Source organism: Bradyrhizobium sp. UFLA06-24 (genome assembly GCF_054967145.1).
The window spans coordinates 51,433-69,199 of the sequence record NZ_JADFUE010000036.1 but is presented as its reverse complement, the minus strand read 5'-3'; the positions used below and the strand labels follow the sequence as shown (position 1 = coordinate 69,199).

The window sequence follows — 17,767 nt, the reverse complement described above, 5'->3', positions numbered from 1 at the left end:
TCCTTGGCGGGAGCTGCAGGTGCGGCAACAGGCGCTTCCGGCACCAGCGGCGGCGCTTCGGCAATGGGAGCAGCACTACCTGCGGCCATGGCCGCCATGCCCTGCTCGACCATCGCTTCCAGCTTGTCGATGAGATCGCGGTCGTTGCCCTCCGGCTCGGCTTCGGTCGCCTCGAGCCCAGCCAGGATCTCCTTGATGCGGTCGATCGAGGACAGGATCACCGTCACGGCCTGGCCGGTCACCGGCATGCCGTCGCGGAATTTGCCCATCAACGTCTCGCCGGCATGCGCCAGCGCTTCGAGCCGCGGCAACCCGAGGAAGCCGCACGTCCCCTTGATGGTGTGGACCAGGCGGAAGATGTTATCCAGGATCTTGGCGTTGTTCGGCTCCTGCTCGAACTTCACCAGCTGATTGTCAACGGTGTCCAGGCTCTCGCTGGTCTCCGTCAGAAACTCCCGCAACAGATCATCCATGAAAACAGGCCTTCATACAGGGAGGGGCACGCACGAGATGTGATGCGCCACTTCAGAATTGGGCCAGCTTCACCGCAAAGCGTTTAATATTGGTTGAGTATGTGCAAAAGAACGGAACCAACAAAGAGATAAGGCGCTCCGGACAAGCCGAAGCGCCTCGTAAAGATTGCATTAACCCCTGAGCGCGACGCGCGCGTTTACGAAGCGGTAACGATGATCGCTTCGCCTTCAGGCTTGAGCGTCACGGTGAGACCGCAGGCCTGCGCCAACAGCCGCGTATAATAGGGCTGGATCGCATGCGCATCCGCGGCCGGCCCGCGCGCGCCGCTCAGAAGCTCGGAGATGTTCTGCGGCAGGCGAGCGTTATGTCCGGTCGCAGTGATGCGGAAGCTCATCGTCTCGCCCTCTCCGATCGGATCGACCGTGAGCATACCGCCGCGCGGAATCGTGTGCTGGGAGACGACCAGCATGTTGAGCAGCAGCTTGACGCGATTTTTCGGCAGCAGCAGCCGCGGCAGATTCCACGTGATCGTGCACTTGCCGTCCTCGATGTGACCCTTTGCCATCGTCTGGGCATCGCCGAGGTCGATCTGCGCACCGGAGGAGCCGGCGGCGCCGAAGGCCAAGCGGCAGAACTGCAGGCGGGCGGAGGCCGTCTTCGCGCTTTTGCGAATCAGGTCGAGCGCGAATTCGCGGTCCTCGGGCTTGGGATCGTCGTCGAGGACTTCAAGCCCATTGACGATGGCGCCGACCGGGCTGATGAGATCATGGCAGACCCGCGAGCACAGGAGCGCCGCGAGTTCGAGCATATCGGGAGCGGAAGCGGTACCGGAAGACGGAGCGTCGGACATAAAGGGTTCCTGGAATTGCACGGCGCGGACGCGGCGAATCACGCATGCTTGACGGATGCTGTGGGTTCTAACATTCGCCAGCCGGTGGCAGCTAGCTTGCGATAGGTGCGAAGCGGCCATAAAGCCGCTCGAACCAATCGGGGCGAATCACGTGAGGAAGGGCGAGGCTTGCCGATGAATGAGGCATGCAGGTGAGGATCATCGACAGCGAGGCCGCTGACCGGCTGATGGAGCCCCTGACCGCACTGGTGGTGCAGGCCGGCGAGGCGATCCTTGGCGTCAACCGCGCGGCAATGCGGGTCGACGGCAAGCAGGACGGCTCGCCGGTGACCGAAGCGGACCTTGCCGCCGACCGGATCATTGCGGAGGGGCTGGCGAGGCTTGCTGGCGACGTGCCGACACTCTCGGAGGAGCGGACCCACCTCGCCTCGCCGCCGTTTCGCGGCAGTTTCTTCCTGATCGATCCGCTCGACGGCACCAAGGAGTTCGTCGCCGGCCGCGACGAATTCACCGTCAACCTCGCTCTCGTGACGGAGGGCGTGCCGCGGCTCGGCATCGTCAGCGCACCCGCGCTCGGGCTGCTCTGGCGCGGGATTGTCGGCCGTGGCGCCGAGCGCGTAAGGTTTGACGGCGCGACCATCAAAGCCGCCGAACCGATCCGGACGCGCAAACTGCCCGGGCACGGCGAGCCCTGGGTCGCGGCGGTGAGCCGCTCGCATGGCGATCCCAAAAGCGAAGCATTCATCGATCACAGGCCCAACGCGGTCAGAAAGACCTGCGGCTCGGCCGTGAAGTTCGGCCGGATCGCGGAGGGCAGCGCCGATATCTATCCCCGCTTCGGGCCGACTTGCGAATGGGACGTTGGGGCGGGTTGCGCGGTGGTGACCGCCGCCGGCGGCAAGGTCACCGACGACAAGGGCGGCGAGCTTCGCTTCGGCGAGCGCGGCGACACCGGCTTCATCATCCCCGCGTTCATCGCCTGGGGCGATGCCGAAGCGGTAGCGACCTACTGACTGAGCTTGTCCTGCAGCGCCGGCCATCGCTTGCCGACCTCATACAGGAAGCGTTCCGGATTGGCGGCGAAGGCGTCGCGGTTGTCCTCGCGGCTGAACAGATAGAGGCGCTGCGCCGAGATCGCGAAGAAGCGGGGATTGCCGGCAATTGTCACGCCGCGCGCGATGTCGACGGGGTCGTAACCACCGAACTGCGGCCCGTAGATTTCGGGATGGGCGAGGAATTCCGCCCGGTTGCCGTCGTTGCGGAAGCGCCAGACCGCGCCCCAGAGGTTGGCCTCGAACTCCGCCGTTCCCAGCTCCGCCCCGCCATCGACGAAATAGGCCACGGGGTCGAAACCTTCGATGGCGACGCCCGAGAAGCGATTGACCACGATCCGTTCGGTGGTCGCGGCCTGCGCCGTCAACCCGGAGCAGCCGAGCCAAATGCCCGCCAGCATGCAGACCAGGGCGCCGATCAAGGCAATTCCGGGGCGCAAAGGGCTATCTTCCTGCCGTTGTGCCGTCATAGTTGCTGCGGATAACATCCGAGTCGAGGGGACATCCGGCGCAACCTAGAGCCGTGCCTGTTGGCGTCAGGTTAAGGGAAGCGGACGGAATCGATATCAGGGGTTCTTTTATGACTTTCGCATCACGCCTTGCCGCAGTGGCGCTCATCGCGCTGGCTGGCTGGACCGTGCCGGCCTCGGCCCAGACGGCCGCGCCCCCGCCCGACCTGCCGCCGCCGCAGCGGACCCCGACGCCCAACACCTATGGGCCGGACGAGCTCGTCACCGCCGGCCACCGCTTCTTCGGCAACGTCTCACGCGGGCTGGCCTCGATCATCGAGAAGGCGGTCAGCCAATGGGGCCTGCCGAACGGCTACATCCTGGGCGAGGAAGGCTCCGGCGCCTTCGTTGCCGGCCTCCGCTATGGGGAGGGCACGCTCTACACCAAGAACGCCGGCGACCTCCGTGTCTACTGGCAGGGTCCCTCGCTCGGCTTCGACTGGGGCGGCGACGGCGCGCGCACCATGACGCTGGTCTATAACCTGCCCGCCACGAACGCGATCTACCAGCGCTTCGCCGGCATCGACGGCTCGGCCTATATCATCGGCGGCTTCGGCATGACGGCGCTCACCGCCAACAACATCGTGCTGGTGCCGATCCGCTCCGGCCTCGGGCTTCGCCTCGGCGCCAATATCGGCTATCTCAAATACACACCGCGCGCGACCTGGAACCCGTTCTAGGCAAACGCGTCCGTACCACTACGGATCAAGGTTAACGACAGGCGGGGGCTGGCTTTTTGCCGGCCCCGCATGCATTGTCGTTGGTAAATTTTTCCTTAGCTTTCGGAGTTCTGGCCCATGATCGAACCGATCATGTACCTGGCGATCGGTTTCCTGCTGTCGATGCTGTGCGGGCTTGCGATCGTGCCGCTGGTGCATAACCGCGCGGTGCGCCTGACCACGCGCCGGCTCGAGGCGGCGACGCCACTCTCGATGGCGGAGATCCAGGCCGACAAGGACCAGCTGCGCGCCGAGTTCGCGATGTCGGCGCGGCGGCTGGAGATGAGCGTCGAGCAGCTCAAGAACAAGACCACGAGCCAGCTCGCCGAGCTCGGCAAGAAGAGCGATGCCATCAACCGCATGAAGATCGAGCTCGGCGAGAAGAACGCCACGATCTTCGCGCTGGAGGCGCGCGAGAAGGCGGTGAAGGAGCAGCTCCGCGCCACCGAGGAGGAATTCAACGCCAAGACCGAAGCCTTGCGCGAGGCCGGGATCGCGCTGGCCGACAAGCAGGCCGAGCTCGCAAAGATCAATGCCGAACTATCCGACCGCTCGATGATGGCGGAGACCCGTCAGGTCGAGCTGGTCGCGGTGCGCGCGCAGATCGACGAATTGAAGAACCGCGTCGGCGACGCCGAGAAGGAGTTTGCGGCGACGCAGGCGCGCCTGGCGCAGGAGCGGACCGAATCCGAGACCGCCTCGCGCGAGCTCGCCGAGGCGCGCGGCCGCGTCGAGAATCTGAGCCAGCGGGTCACCGAGCTCGATCGCGAGCTGATCGTGCAGGTGAAGGAGGCCGAGATGCTCTCGGGCCGCGTCGCCGATCTCGAAGGCCGCCTCTCCACGCAAGGCAAACTGCTCGCCGAGCGCGACTACGAGAACAACCAGCTCCGCCAGGCGAACGAGGCCGCCGAGCGCACCATCAAGGAGCTGCGCGTCGAGATGGCGGCCTTGAGCGGCGGCAAGTCGTCAGCCGCGATGGAGCAGCTCCGCGCCGAGAAGGCCGCGCTGGAAGAGCAGCTGCGCATCGCCCGCGACGAGCGCGCCAAGGTCCAGCGCGACATCAATGCGATCCAGCAGCAGGCGGAAAGCTCCTGGGCCACCGAGCGGATGGAGAACGCGCTGTTGCGCGAGCGGATCAACGACATCGCCGCCGAAGTGGCCAAGCTCGCGATGCAGCTCGAGGGTCCGAACTCGCCGATCGAGGCGCTGCTCGCGGCCGAGGCCGGCCAGCCGCCGAAACCGGCGCCGCGCCCGGCGGGGGGCGTCGCGAGCAACGGCGCGGCCGCAAGCCCCCTGCCCGAGGGCGGCGGAACGCTGGCCGAGCGCATCCGCGCGCTCCAGGCCCACGCCTCCCGCGCCCGCCAGCAGGGCGCGTAAATCGTCCGAAACCCGGCCTCGCCCGGCGATTTGAGCGATCGAGACGAGGTTTTCCGGCGTCAAGCCGCCTGAAAACTTGACACTTCTACCCCGCACTTCTAAATCGCGGGCTCCAAATGCGCCGGCCGGCCGAAAAGTCCGGCCGTCTGCATGATGGTCCCGGGCGCATAGCTCAGCGGGAGAGCGTTCCCTTCACACGGGAGAGGTCCAAGGTTCGATCCCTTGTGCGCCCACCATTTCAAACCTGAATTCAATGATTTAGTCGCTGGCTTCCCCTGTAATGTGCCCCAAAAAAGCGGGGGCACAATAGGGGCACATCGGCTCCTACCTTGGTCAGTCGTTTCCGAGAAGCCAACCATCCAAGAGCAGACGGCAGGCGCGTTATTGCCGAGCATGTTTTCGTAAAGAGCATGCGATGCTGCTCTAGACTTGCGAGCAACAGCGACGACGCGCGTGAAGGCTTTGGTCTAGTCCGCAGCGCATGAAAGCGCCGCTCGCGATCATCGCGGATTCGATGGCAATTCCCGCCGAACATGGACTGCGGAGGTCTAGGTGGTTACAATTATGGGTTGACTCGTCTGGGGGCAGACGGGCGTACGAACAAGGGGGTAGGCCGTCTGTCGACCATCACCGCGACTGATCTCACGTCCGCGCGTGACAGGGAATCCGGAAGCACTCGACGTTCACCTCATGTTGGTGGAGCGCGACGTCCTCATCGAGGGTCATTCGGTCAAGATCCACTGTCATTGCCTCACAGTGGATGGAAACGGCCGCGTCCAGCCGCACCGGCTGGCGGAGTTCATGCGGAACGCCGTAGTCGACTATGCGATACCGCGCTCGAAGCTCGCTGCAGCGAAAGCGCGCGACGCCAAGTACAATAGCACCGAGGCGGTCGCCGAACTCGTCGAGCGCGCCAAGCGGTCGTTCACCGATTTGGCGAAGACCGGAGAGGGCGGCGAGATGCTGCTGTTCTTATTGGCCGAGCGCTTCCTCAAGCTGCCTCAGATTCTGTGCAAGATGGATCTCAAGACAGACACGCGCCTACACTACCATGGAGCCGATGGGGTGTACGCTGGCGTGATGCCGGAAGGCATCCCGAAGCTCTACTGGGGTGAATCCAAAATCTACAAGGACGCGGGAGCCGCGATCCGCGACTGCCTCGCCTCACTCGCTCCCTTCCTCATTGAACCAGAACACGAGGAAACCGACGGGGAACGCGATCTGGTGCTCCTGAGCGACAAGGCCGACCTCAGTGATGCGACGCTCACCGACGCGCTGAAGAAGTATTTTGACAAGTCGTCGGTGATGTCCAAGCGGGTCCAATACTGCGGCGTGGCCCTGGTGGGCTTCGACGCGCCGTTCTATCCGAAAGATGACGTAAAGGCGATCGCGGAGGAGATCGTTGAGGCCTCACGCGCGGAACTGACCGTTTGGAGCAAAAGGATCGGCGAGCGGCTCAAGTCGGAGAAGCTCGACCAGATGGAAATCGAGCTGTTTTGCATCCCGCTGCCGTCGGCCGACGGCTTCCGCGCCGCATTTCTCAGAGCGATGGGGATTAAGACGGAATGAGCCTAGTCGGTCTCCAGTCGTGGCTTCTTCAGGAAGGAATTCGCGACGATCTCGATGCGATCATTCGACTCACCGTGCGCACCGAACTTGACAACCTAGTGCCCGAACCCGCCGCCCCCTCTGCCGTGGCGATCGATTGGCCAAGGCTGCTGCTCGCCGGCAGCATATTGGCGCGGTCCGATCAACGGATCGACCAGGAGGCCGCGCTCCGGATCGCAACTGCGGCGATCTCTCTGACGGACGATCAAGCACTCAAGGACGCGGGCGCTGTCCTGTTGGGCAAGCTCTCCAATTACCGGGCCATCACGCTAGCCAACGATCGCCACCTACTGACGGCCGGTCTCGACCGGACGGCTAGGTGTGGCGCTGCGCCTTGAATCCCAGCGTCGCGAGATGGACCGTTCCATCCTGGTGGAATCGAGCGGCGCTTGGCTGCAGGTGAACGATTTTCAGCAACGCTTCTGGCCAATGCGGGCGGAGGAAGTTGGCTCTCGGCGTCCGCCCCCACTGCCTCCGGGAAGACGTTTCTCGTCCTTCAGTGGTTGATCGACCAACTAAGCGCGGGTGACACCCGGGTCGCAGTCTACCTCGCCCCTACCCGCGTGTTAGTTTCGGAGATCGAGACCACTCTCCAAGGTCTTCTCGGCAAGACCAAGCGCATCGAGGTGTCGTCCCTTCCCCTCCGTGACAAGTACGAAGCGGCGCGCGCTGGAGGCGCGCAAGTAATTCTAGTCTCCACGCAGGAGCGGCTGCACCTTCTCGCCAACGTGCTCGGCGACGCGTTCTCAATTGACCTGCTTATCGTGGACGAGGCGCACAAAATCGAGGACAGCCAACGCGGCGTGATCTTGCAGGACGCCGTAGAGCGGGCTAGCCGTGCGAACTCGAAGCTGAAGGTCGTATTCATCAGCCCCGCGACACAGAACCCGGAGGCATTGCTAACGGACGCGCCCGACGGTGTGCAGACTGTCGCCGTCGACAGCGACGCTCCCACCGTTCTCCAGAACCTGATCGTCGCGAACCAAACCCCACGCAAGCCGAAGCTCTGGAACCTGACCGTCCGACAGCAGGGTTCGACACTTCCAGTCGGAACGCTCCAGCTCGCAAGCACGCCAGCGGGACTTAGGAAGCGCCTCGCCTTCATCGCCGCAGCGGCGGGCCAGAGAGGCGGAACGCTCGTCTACACGAACGGCGCCGGAGAGTCGGAGGATGTCGCCGATCTGGTTAGCCAGCTCCTGCCTCAGCCTGGCTCAATCGATCCGGAGCTTGCACAGCTCGCCGACCTCGCCCGGAAGGGCGTACGCCCCAACTTCCGCCTTGCACCGCTCGTTGAACGCGGGGTCGCGTTCCACTTCGGCAATATGCCATCGACGCGGCATCGTGGCGCTTCGAGAGACTGGCCGCCGAAATGGACCCGAGCCGCATGAATGTGGTGAGCAGATAGGCGCCCGAGTCCTTGAGGTTGGCCGAGATGATCCGCGGGAACATCGAGTACCACCGGTAGGACCTACAGCCTTCCGGTGCAGATCCGCAACACGATGGAGCTGGTCGAGCAAGTCGCGCGATTCAAGGCGCCGAAGTATCTGTCCGCCTACATGGATGTCCTGCACATAATCTCCGCCAGATCAACCGTGAGGACCTGATTGATCACGGCTTGGACATCGGCACACAACTTGAGTTTGGTATTTCGTCGAGGACCCTCCTCTCACTCATGGAACTCGGTCTCTCCCGCATGAGCGCGGTTGCCTTGTACGAGAAGACCGATCTCAGTAAGGAGGAATGCGTGGCGTGGGTCACCGAACGCGAAGGTCAGCTCGAAGCCATGGATTTCCCGGTCATCATCGTCCGCGAGCTACGCGAGCGGCTTCTGCCGCTCGACGACGTGGACAGCAATTCTACCGCTTGATTGGAATGGAGGTTTCACATGCCCGCGAAGCCGATCGACCTCGGCCCACTGCACTTCGCCAAAAGAGGTGACGCCGTTGCTTATTTGAATGACATGCTTCACCGGTACGACGTGGGCGATCGGGTTGGCGCCAATGACACAGTGATTCTACGAGCGGCACTGGAGCACCATCCCGATGCCGAGGCCAAGAAGGGATGCGGAATTACCCACTTTAACGTCCGAACTGCTGACTTCGGTACGAAATGCTTCTGGTTGAACCGTACTGACGGAACGACCGAAAAGTTTTCTCATAGGGCCTGTATCTACGGTACCTAGCTAAGCAATTCTAAGTTATTGATCTTTCTTGGTGTGGTGATCGTCCTCGTCCCGTTTTGTTCACGGTCGTTTCACCCAATTCGTTGCGATTTCATTGCTGCCTTTCGCAACGAGAACGGCGCTCGCTGAAACATCGAGCGTGCGTGTGGCAACGCAACGAGTAGGTTGCCGGCCGCTATTTCGCAGAGGGTCGACTTCCCGCGAGATCTCCAGGAGCGCCAGCAAGTACACTGATAGGGCGTTGCCGCTGCTCGACGGCATGAAGGCGCCCGAGAAAATTGTCGAAACGCGCCGCGGGAGATACTCAAGCCAATTTCGCCTAAACCGGAGACACCGGCGCCAGATCCAGACGAAGACGATATTGAGGATGATCTCGACGAAATCGATGAGGCGTCGCGGCAGGATCCGAAGTTGCCGCACTTTATTCACAATTCACACGGGGATGCAGATCCGCGGCCGCTCAAGGCATGGCTAATCAAACGGCTGATGCCAGCGGTGGGGCATGGCTTGCTGTCGGGTCAGTGGGGCGCCGGCAAAACATGGTGCACCATCTTGGTGCACGGTGAGCGAAGCAGATCGGGTTGGCGGGACGTTGGCCCATGCGCCGTTCTTCGTGGCGAGCTCCTTAATCCAGTCGGCGTCGTAGCCACGTCAGAAAGCTGCATCGATCCGCGCTTCAGACAAGATAGTCGCTTTCTGGCAAGCCGATTCTCGTGAGCCTCGTCGGGCGTCAGCGCCAGCCGGACCGGCAGGCCGTTGGCATCCACGAGTGCATGAATCTCACTGCGAGGAGGTGGAGGCGGCCGGCTTCGTACTGGACGCGGAAAGCACAATGCTCGCGAACAAGGACGATCCGCACTCGATGAAGGTGTTCGATCCCTCGATCAAGGGCGAGACCGATCGCTTCGCCTATCAGTTCGTGAAGCCATGACAGGTCCGGGATGTAGGATGGACGGAACTTCCTCTAATCGAGCGGCACATCAAGTTGGATTGTTGTGCCCTTTGGCTCGTTTGATGAGACCGCGATGCGTCCATTGAGTTGGGCAAGCAGGCTCTTGATCACCTTGAAGCCCAGGCTCGCTCGCGGCTGGTCCATATCGAAATCCGCCGGCAGTCCCACGCCCTGATCCGCTACCACGACATGCAAATCGGCTCCGCGCCCCGCGCCCGCCACCTGGATTTCGCCGGACTTGTCGGAGTAGGCGTGCTTCGCCGCGTTCGTGACAAGCTCATTGATCAGGAGGCCAAGCGGAATTGCCTTGTCCGCCGGAATCATCAGGTGGTCGAACTTACAGTCAATCTTGTAGGCGAGCGTTTCTTGCAGCTTCCTGCAAAGCTCGCCCGCGAAGTCCGCAATATCGACAAACCCGATCCTGGTGCTGCGCCACAGGTGGTCGTGAACCTGGGCGATCGTCGTGATGCGGGAAGCGGCGTCCTTGAGCGCGTTTTGAACTTCCTCGGACTGTGCGCTGCGGGACTGGACGCGGAGCAGGCCTACCACCGACGCCAGGCTGTTCTTGACACGGTGGCTCATCTCTCGAGTCAACATGGCTTGGTGCTCGAGGGCTTTTTGGAGCTCGGCGTCGGCATGCTGCCGCTCAATGGCGATGCCGAGCAGGCCCGCAAAGCCGGCAAGGAAATCAGCATCCGCGAGATCGAACTGACCCGAGTCAGCGCTGTCGACTTCCAGAACACCAAACGGTAGATGACCTTCGCCGCCCCGCGCGATGAGAACGTTGATGGCGCGCTTGATGCCGTGCTCCGACAGTAGTTTCGGCGTTCGAAAGCGGGTTTCTTCCTGCAGGTGGTTGGAAATGACGATTTGGCCGGTATGGAACGCGTAGCCGGCGGGAGACTCCAGATCGACGCCCAGGGATATCTGGCCGATCGTCTCCGGCGCCCATCCGACGCCTGCGCTCACCAGCAACCGTTTTTCCTCCGGCATGTACTCCAGGACCTTGGCAAAAGGTGTTTCGAGACCCTGGGCACAGAGCTGCGTCGCTCGTTGGAGTATCTGGCCGATGTCGCGGGTCTGCAGCGCGGTTCGGCCGAACTCGCCCAGCAAGGACTGTTGCCTCAACCGGTACGGAAGTTCCTGTCTGGTTGCCCCGGTCGATGCGACGGGAGACGTCACGGATTCTGTCCCCGTGAGGGTTGGCATGAACTCGTCCCTTCGAACCCTGGCTGGCCCGCCTTCGGCTTGTAGCATGATAAGTTACGCGCCTAACCTCTTTCCTAGCGTCTAGTGCTTGGCGCGGCCTTGCTGGAAAATACCCTAGTAGGATCTCAATTATGGAACTTACTGTTCCACCACGTCTTACCCTGCCGCGCGACTGCGACGAGGCAGCCAGGGGGAGATTGGCTTTGACCGATGCGGTTAAGATTCTGGTCGTCGAGGACGACCAGCTTATTCGGGCTATGGTCGAAGAAGCTCTTTCAGACGGCGGCTTTGCGTCCACCCTGACGGCGTCTGGCGAGGAAGCCATTACTCTTTTGCAGGCAGGACGACGAATCCAAATTCCGGGCGGTCGTGACCGACATCAACCTGCTGGGAAAGCTCGATGGATGGAAGGTCGGTCGCTCTGCCCGGGAGATCGATCCGACGATGCCCATCATCTACATGACCGGCACTCACGGGGAGGAATGGGCGTCCGAGGGCGTCCCAAACAGCCTACTGCTTGCAAAGCCCTTTGCCCCTGCTCAGATCGTAACCGCGATATCGCAGCTTCTTAACGCGGCCCCGCCGATCCCGCCCGCAGACTAGCGAGCCGGTCTCATGGGCGAGAAAGCTGAAGAACCAATCAAGCCTCGCTGGGCTAGTTCGACTAGGCTATCGAGGCCGAGCGGGCCGCATTGGAGGGCGCTCGTAAGCAACGCCCGTTGGGAGAAGCAGAAGCACAAGCTGAACTTCGCCGCGCGCCGGGCCCCAAAAAACATAGTTCACGCCGCCGCCGTTGCGCATCGCCATCAATGGCGCGGCGCAGGCCAACGTGCACCAGATCGAGTCCAAGGCGGCCTGAGCGAACGCGTATAACGGCCCGGCGTTTCAGGCACTACCCCCACTCGTCATCGAATGGGGGACGCCCGGCGGAAGGCCGCAGCGCCGCTTTTCTACGGCGCGCGCACAAACCACCTGAAGGGACGGCTCGAAATCCGTCTACCCGGCAGGTGCACGCTGCCGCTGAGCGGCATTAGAAGCCATCCCTTCCATTCGGCAGGAGGTGCGCGATCTCCGTCGCAAGTTGAGCTTGCGTGTAAGGTTTCGCGAGACGTGCGACGTCTACCACTTCGCTTCCTTCCAGTTCAGCGAACCCCGTCGCAAGCAAGATCGGAAGTCGAGGATATTGGCGGCGCACTTCTCGGGCCAATTCGATTCCTGTCATTCCTGGCATCGCGTGGTCGGTTATTAAAAGATCAGCAGCTAAGCCACTTTCAAGAAGCCGCAACGCCTCAATGGCGGAATGCGCTTCAATCACCTGATGTCCCAGGTCTTCCAGCAGATCGACAGTACTGCCGGCGATCAGAAGATCGTCGTCTACAAAAAGAATCTTCGCTGGCGCCGAGGCTTGGGTAACGATGTTCGGCGCGCGTCCGGAAGGCGGCGACGTTTCACTGGCAACGGGAAGCCAAAGTCTGGCGGTTGTCCCGCTTGAGGGGGTGCTTTCGAGCCGCAGGGCACCTCCGGATTGTTGCGCCAGGCCGAACACCATGGACAAACCCAAACCCGTGCCCTTGCCGACTCCCTTCGTTGAGAAGAAAGGTTCTACGGCCCGGGCCAGCGTTTGTGCGTCCATTCCTTCTCCAGTATCTCGCACCGAGAGCACCACGTATCGGCCTGGTTGGACACCAAGCTGATCGTCGATGTCGACAATTTGCTCGGACAGCCCGATCGTGAGGACGCCGCCAGTAATCATAGCGTCCCGGGCATTCACGGCGAGATTGAGCAGAGCCATTTCGAGCTGGTTCGGGTCGACGTCGACGACCGGCATATTGTCTTCGGCGTGAAGCTCGATCCGAACCATCGGACCCACCGAACGATCTATGAGGCCTATCATGTCTTCCACAAGACTTCGGACGTCTGTAGCTTGCGCCTTCAGTTCCTGCTTGCGCGCAAAAGCGAGTAGCCTTTGTGTTAGAGTGGCGCCACGGCGGGCGCCCTCCATGGCGCCATCCAGGAGCCTGTGAAGTCGAGCATCTTCACCTAGTTTTTTCGAAAGCAGGTCGAGGTTGCCGATGACAGCCATAAGCAGGTTATTGAAATCGTGCGCGACCCCGCCGACAAGTTGGCCCAACGCCTCGATTTTCTGTGCCTGCAGCAACGCTGCCTGGGCCCGCTCGCGACCCGCAATTTCTTCCCGGAGTTGACTGTTCGCCCGCTCAAGGTCAGCCGTTCTCTCCGCAACCAAACGCTCCAGTTCGGCAGAGGCGCCGCGCTGCGCCTCAAGGTACGCACGAGTTTGATACTGTCGTCTTCGAGCGCGCTCTGCGGAAAGTACCGTGGCCTGAAGCGTGATGGCCTAAAGGGGCGCTCGAGAAAGCCCACGTTACGCAGGCGAATGACCAACTCCCGCCTGAACGCGGCAAACTTGCCACCTTCATTGCGGTTGGTCAGTACGACAAAGGGTTGATCGGACCACGGTGGCTGACGGCCCACCCAGTCCTCCAGAACGCGGGCATTATTGCCGTAGAGCGCCTCCTCCGCCACAACCACGACTTCGATGACCCACTCGAGATTCTCTATCACTTCCTGAAGCGTGTTGCAGACCACGGGACGTAAGCCTGCCCTTTCGATCAACTTGGCAACAGTTGCCGCGTCCCGTCCAATGGGCATCAGGACCAAAACCACGCCTTTTGGCGTTTCAGGCCGGACCATCGGTGTCCCGAGGCATCAAAGGTGCCTCCTCCCCCTTGTACACCGGCGTACCGCCGAAAATGCCACTGAAACCCTTTAGCGGGGGTCCGACGGTGATGCCTTGGTGGCTCAGTTTGAATTCTCGGATCGTATGTTCGTGATTGCCGCTTCGCTTTTTCACGACGGACAGTGCGCGCCGCACGCTGCCATCAAACTCGAAATAACGCAGCATCAGCACGCCATCGGCGAGATAACTAATGTCCAGCGGCGTATCCATCGGTCCGACGAGGCCATGCTGAGCCAGCACGAGGATGGTCAGGGCGCCGCGATGACTGAGATAGCTCAGCAGCTCGTGCATCTGAAGAATCAAAAAGCGCTCATCCGGCATCGCATTGAGATAGCCATTGAGGCTGTCGATTATCACTACCCGCGCGTCAGCACGTTCTACGCTGCTCCGCACCGCGTCGGCAAACTCGCCTGGCGCCATTTCAGCAGGGTCGATTTGCTGAAAATCGATCAAGCCTTTATCGAGCCCGTCTTGAAGTGGAAGTCCCAACGTCTTCGCTCGCGCACTCACAGTGCCGCGTCCTTCGTCGAAGGCAAAAATCACGGAGCGTTCGTTTCGGGCTGCGGCTGCGATCGCATAGGTAAGCGCCAGCGATGATTTTCCAACGCCCGCTGCACCGATGAGGAGCACATTCGTTCCGCGCTCAAGGCCACCGCCCAGAAGAGTGTCCAGTTCCGGATTGCCGCTCAAGACGACGTCGCTGTCGAATTCCTTATGATGTTCTGCTGCGACAAGTCGGGGGTAAACCATGAGACCACCATGCCGGATGGTGAAGTCGTGAAATCCCCCCTTGAATTCGATACCACGCATCTTCACGACACGAAGGCGTCGCCGCTGCGCGCCGTAATCGATTGCCAACTGTTCAAGAAGCACAACGCCATGGGCGATCGAATGCAATTGCAGATCGTTCTGCTGTGATGAAAGGTCATCAAGCAAAACCACAGTGGACTTGCGACCTGAAAAGAAGTGTTTCAACGCGAGGATCTGACGGCGGTATCTAAGGGGGCTTTGTGCCAGCAGGCGAAGCTCCGACAGGCTATCGAGTACAATTCGCGCCGGCGCCAGTGCCTCGACCCGGTCAAAGATCATCTGCGTGGTTTCGCTAAGCTCCATCTCGGCCGGATGCAGCACCGTGAGTTCCTGGCTCGGATCCAGCGTGGTCTCAGGCGGGATCAATTCAAAGATTGTAATGCCGTTGAGCGACCACCCATGACGCTTTGCGACCAGACGCAATTCTTGCTCAGTCTCCGATAGCGTGATGTAGAGGGTCGGTTCGCCGACGCGAACTCCTTCCAGCAAAAATTCCAGAGCGAGGGTTGTCTTGCCTGAACCGGGTTGGCCTTCAAACAGATACATTCTCTCGGGATCAAAGCCGCCTCCGAGAATGTCATCTAGACCAAAATTTCCGGTGGAAATCCTCGGGAGCTCACAGCCGTCGAGCAACCGCTTTTCCTCATCCATATCAACCCCCGTTTCGCCGCAGGCGGAGCCGCCTTTGATTTATGGAAACTTCTGCTCCCGGGCAGGGTTCCCCGGCCAAGCCGGAGCCTCGACGGCGATACTCACCACTTGCGATCCTGTGGTCTTAAGCATTGCTCGGCCGGCCACGGCGACAGGGGCACAATGCCACGGTGTACGGAACAATCCCGCATCCAAATACGTTGAACCTGTTTGGGAGCGCTCCACGCGTTGAAAACACTGCAAACAAAGCTCGACGGGGTCGCCGACGCGCGGCCGCTTCAACTGCTCATCGACTCCATCGTGGACTACGCCATCTACATGATCGATGTAGATGGCACCGTGCGCAGTTGGAACTCCGGTGCCGAGCGATTGAAGGGCTACTCAGCGGACGAGATCATCGGCAAGTCCTTCTCATTGTTTTATCCGCCCGAGGATCGCGCGAAAGAGCTTCCCCAAACAGCGTTGAAAATTGCGGCAGAGACCGGCCGGTTCAGTTCCGAAGGGTGGCGCGTCCGCAAAGACGGGACCCGCTTTTGGGCGTTAGTCGTCGTGGATGCGATCCGCGACGAGCAAGGTCAGGTGATCGGCTTTGCAAAGGTCACGCGCGACATCACAGAACGTCAGCAGGCCCACAACGATCTGCTGGAGAGCGAGCGACGATACCGTCGATTGATCGAGGCTGTTGTCGATTATGCGATTTTTCAGCTGGATCCTGCCGGCAATATAACCACCTGGAATCCGGGTGCACAGCGCATCAAAGGCTACGATCCGGATGAAATTATCGGTCAGCACTTCAGTCGCTTCTACACGCCTGAAGATATTCAAACTGGCGTACCGAAACGGGCGCTCGCCGAAGCGGCCAAATTGGGACGCTTCGAGGCTGAAGGTTGGCGAGTGCGAAAGGACAGCAGTCGCTTTTGGGCGTCAGTTGTCATCGATCGCATCACCGACGAGGCCGGCGAATTGGTTGGGTTTGCAAAAGTAACGCGTGACGTAACCGAGCGAAAGCAGGCCCAGGACGAACTCCAGCGCACTCAGCAGCAGTTAGCCGCCTCTCAGAAGCTCGAAGCGGTAGGCCAGCTCAGCGGCGGGATCGCGCACGACTTCAATAATCTCCTGATGATCGTGCTTGGCAACCTTGAGACCGCGGAGCGGAACAGCCGCGGCCTGACTAACAGCACGAATCTTCAGCGGGCACTCGCCAATGCCAAGCGGGGCGCGCAGCGTGCCGCAGCACTGACTAGCCGCCTGCTCGCATTCTCCCGTCGGCAAGCGCTGGATCCGCAGCCTATCAATCTGAATATTTTTCTGAATGGATTGCAGGAGTTTCTGCAACGTACCCTCGGTGAACGCATCGAAGTTCAAACCGTCGGAAGTGCGGGTCTCTGGTCGATCGAGGCTGATACCAACCACCTCGAGTCTGCCATTATCAATCTCGGTATCAACGCACGCGACGCGATGCCGGATGGCGGCAAACTCACGGTCGAGGCTATGAACGTATTAGCTGACGAGGACTATTGCCGAGTGAATCCTGAGCTCTCCCCGGGCCATTATGTCATCGTTTGCGTAACAGACACTGGGACCGGGATGACCGCGGACGTCCTCAATCATGCTTTCGAGCCTTTTTTTACCACGAAAGAGCTCGGGCAAGGGACAGGCCTCGGACTTAGCCAAGTCTATGGTTTCGTAAAGCAGTCGGGTGGGCACGTGAAGATCTACAGCGAAGTCGGCCAAGGTACCAGCATCAGAATGTATTTCCCCCGCTACCATGGAGATGCTCGACCCGCCGAGGGTAATGCAGACGAGTTTCGCCCGGAAGGTGAGAAACTGGAGACGATACTCGTCGTCGAAGATGATACGGACCTGCGTGCATATGTTTCTGAGCTTCTGCGAGATTTAAATTATCGCGTGGTTGTGGCATCCAGCGCCCAGGCTGCCTTGACCATCCTTCTGCAGGAAGAGCCGAAGGTTGATCTTGTGCTGACGGATGTCGTCATGCCGGGAATCAATGGACGGGAGATGGGCCGGCGCGCACAGCAGATCCGCCCAGGCATCAAGATCCTGTACATGACAGGTTACTCGCGAAATGCCGTGGTCCACCAAGGGCGCCTTGATGAGGGCGTCGAGCTATTAGAGAAGCCGATCTCTCAGGCAAAACTCGCTTTTCGTGTGCGCGAAATGTTAGACCGGCTTGACCAATACTGAATTGAATTCGCGCCAGCGCAGGCCGTGATCCGGTACACAGGTCAATTCTATTCGCTCTTCTTGTTGGCCAAAGTGCTCCGCGTCGAGAATCTGACGGCGAACTACATGCTTATCGGCGCCACTATCATCACCGTGCCTCTGTATGTCGTGTTCGTCAGTCTTTCGGACAAGATCGGCCGCCGCAAGGCGTATGTCGCTGTGGCCCGAGTATGCGTGGCCGCACCCCAACTTTTTCGGCGCCCGCGGTCGACCTCAGTCGAAATGCGGAGGCGTACAAAATCGCGCCAATGACGGAGAGAGTGTCAGTCAATCCCAAATGAAAGATAAAGCATTTTTAAGTTTCTTGGGCGCCAAAACCCGCCATTCGAGCTACGGCCGAACACAACTGTCTGCGGCATGCTCGAGCATTTC

The 17,767-nt window shown here is 60.8% G+C and carries 15 protein-coding genes, 1 tRNA gene and 2 pseudogenes; 11 read left to right on the top strand and 7 right to left on the bottom strand.

Annotated elements, in window-relative coordinates:
- Together IF809_RS25440 and chpT are read right to left on the bottom strand one after the other, a co-directional pair.
- Window positions 1–473: Hpt domain-containing protein (locus tag IF809_RS25440; RefSeq protein ID WP_462838862.1), on the bottom strand; the 473-nt coding region annotated here is incomplete at its 3' end.
- Between the two features lie 197 nt (window positions 474–670).
- Window positions 671–1,324, bottom strand: a complete 654-nt coding sequence (gene chpT / locus IF809_RS25435) for a histidine phosphotransferase ChpT (protein ID WP_128968118.1) — start codon at window positions 1,322–1,324, stop codon at window positions 671–673.
- A 185-nt stretch (window positions 1,325–1,509) separates the two neighbouring features.
- Here chpT and IF809_RS25430 point away from each other — a divergent pair, with 185 nt between their 5' ends.
- Window positions 1,510–2,337 (top strand): 3'(2'),5'-bisphosphate nucleotidase CysQ family protein, encoded by an 828-nt coding sequence (locus IF809_RS25430; protein WP_462838861.1) that lies wholly within the window; start codon window positions 1,510–1,512, stop codon window positions 2,335–2,337.
- On the opposite strand, the gene IF809_RS25425 is transcribed toward IF809_RS25430, so the two are convergent.
- Complete coding sequence (locus IF809_RS25425) at window positions 2,331–2,816, bottom strand: YHS domain-containing (seleno)protein (RefSeq protein WP_128968120.1); 486 nt, start codon at window positions 2,814–2,816, stop codon at window positions 2,331–2,333. The two genes, IF809_RS25430 and IF809_RS25425, sit on opposite strands and share 7 nt — an antisense overlap.
- A gap of 140 nt (window positions 2,817–2,956) precedes the next feature.
- Between IF809_RS25425 and IF809_RS25420 the strand changes: the two genes are divergently transcribed.
- From IF809_RS25420 to IF809_RS25385, 8 genes are all read left to right on the top strand, one after another.
- Window positions 2,957–3,565, top strand: coding sequence for a DUF1134 domain-containing protein (locus tag IF809_RS25420; protein WP_220006211.1), 609 nt, complete (start codon window positions 2,957–2,959; stop codon window positions 3,563–3,565).
- A gap of 117 nt (window positions 3,566–3,682) precedes the next feature.
- On the top strand, window positions 3,683–4,981 hold the full coding sequence (locus IF809_RS25415; RefSeq protein WP_128968122.1) for a coiled-coil domain-containing protein: 1,299 nt from the start codon (window positions 3,683–3,685) through the stop codon (window positions 4,979–4,981).
- Window positions 4,982–5,142: 161 nt separating this feature from the next.
- Window positions 5,143–5,217, top strand: a tRNA-Val gene (locus IF809_RS25410).
- Between the two features lie 454 nt (window positions 5,218–5,671).
- Window positions 5,672–6,550: a HamA C-terminal domain-containing protein gene (locus tag IF809_RS25405; RefSeq protein ID WP_244429201.1), complete on the top strand. Its 879-nt coding sequence runs from the start codon at window positions 5,672–5,674 to the stop codon at window positions 6,548–6,550.
- Complete coding sequence (locus tag IF809_RS25400; protein ID WP_011084976.1) at window positions 6,547–6,927, top strand: hypothetical protein; 381 nt, start codon at window positions 6,547–6,549, stop codon at window positions 6,925–6,927. The genes IF809_RS25405 and IF809_RS25400 overlap by 4 nt, the downstream gene beginning before the upstream one ends.
- Window positions 6,928–6,978: 51 nt before the next feature.
- Window positions 6,979–7,977, top strand: a complete 999-nt coding sequence (locus tag IF809_RS25395) for a DEAD/DEAH box helicase (RefSeq protein ID WP_014497703.1) — start codon at window positions 6,979–6,981, stop codon at window positions 7,975–7,977.
- 227 nt (window positions 7,978–8,204) lie between these two features.
- Complete coding sequence (locus IF809_RS25390; RefSeq protein ID WP_232208686.1) at window positions 8,205–8,456, top strand: hypothetical protein; 252 nt, start codon at window positions 8,205–8,207, stop codon at window positions 8,454–8,456.
- A gap of 18 nt (window positions 8,457–8,474) precedes the next feature.
- Window positions 8,475–8,771 (top strand): DCL family protein, encoded by a 297-nt coding sequence (locus IF809_RS25385; RefSeq protein ID WP_011084973.1) that lies wholly within the window; start codon window positions 8,475–8,477, stop codon window positions 8,769–8,771.
- Between the two features lie 582 nt (window positions 8,772–9,353).
- Here IF809_RS25385 and IF809_RS25380 read toward each other — a convergent pair.
- Window positions 9,354–9,556: pseudogene (locus IF809_RS25380) on the bottom strand (transposase); the annotation flags it as partial.
- 179 nt (window positions 9,557–9,735) lie between these two features.
- Window positions 9,736–10,932, bottom strand: a complete 1,197-nt coding sequence (locus tag IF809_RS25375) for a sensor histidine kinase (protein ID WP_014497705.1) — start codon at window positions 10,930–10,932, stop codon at window positions 9,736–9,738.
- Between the two features lie 369 nt (window positions 10,933–11,301).
- Here IF809_RS25375 and IF809_RS25370 point away from each other — a divergent pair, with 369 nt between their 5' ends.
- Window positions 11,302–11,535 (top strand): response regulator, encoded by a 234-nt coding sequence (locus IF809_RS25370; RefSeq protein ID WP_014497706.1) that lies wholly within the window; start codon window positions 11,302–11,304, stop codon window positions 11,533–11,535.
- A 427-nt stretch (window positions 11,536–11,962) separates the two neighbouring features.
- On the opposite strand, the pseudogene IF809_RS25365 reads toward IF809_RS25370, so the two are convergent.
- A pseudogene (locus IF809_RS25365) lies at window positions 11,963–13,644 on the bottom strand (ATP-binding protein).
- The gene (locus IF809_RS25360; protein WP_018646982.1) at window positions 13,631–15,151 is read right to left on the bottom strand and encodes an ATPase domain-containing protein; all 1,521 of its coding nucleotides are present in this window, start codon (window positions 15,149–15,151) and stop codon (window positions 13,631–13,633) included. The pseudogene IF809_RS25365 and the gene IF809_RS25360 overlap by 14 nt, the downstream one beginning before the upstream one ends.
- A gap of 210 nt (window positions 15,152–15,361) precedes the next feature.
- On the opposite strand from IF809_RS25360, the gene IF809_RS25355 reads away from it, so the two are divergent.
- Window positions 15,362–17,356, top strand: a complete 1,995-nt coding sequence (locus IF809_RS25355) for a hybrid sensor histidine kinase/response regulator (RefSeq protein ID WP_038937192.1) — start codon at window positions 15,362–15,364, stop codon at window positions 17,354–17,356.
- The last annotated feature ends 411 nt before the right edge of the window (window positions 17,357–17,767 follow it).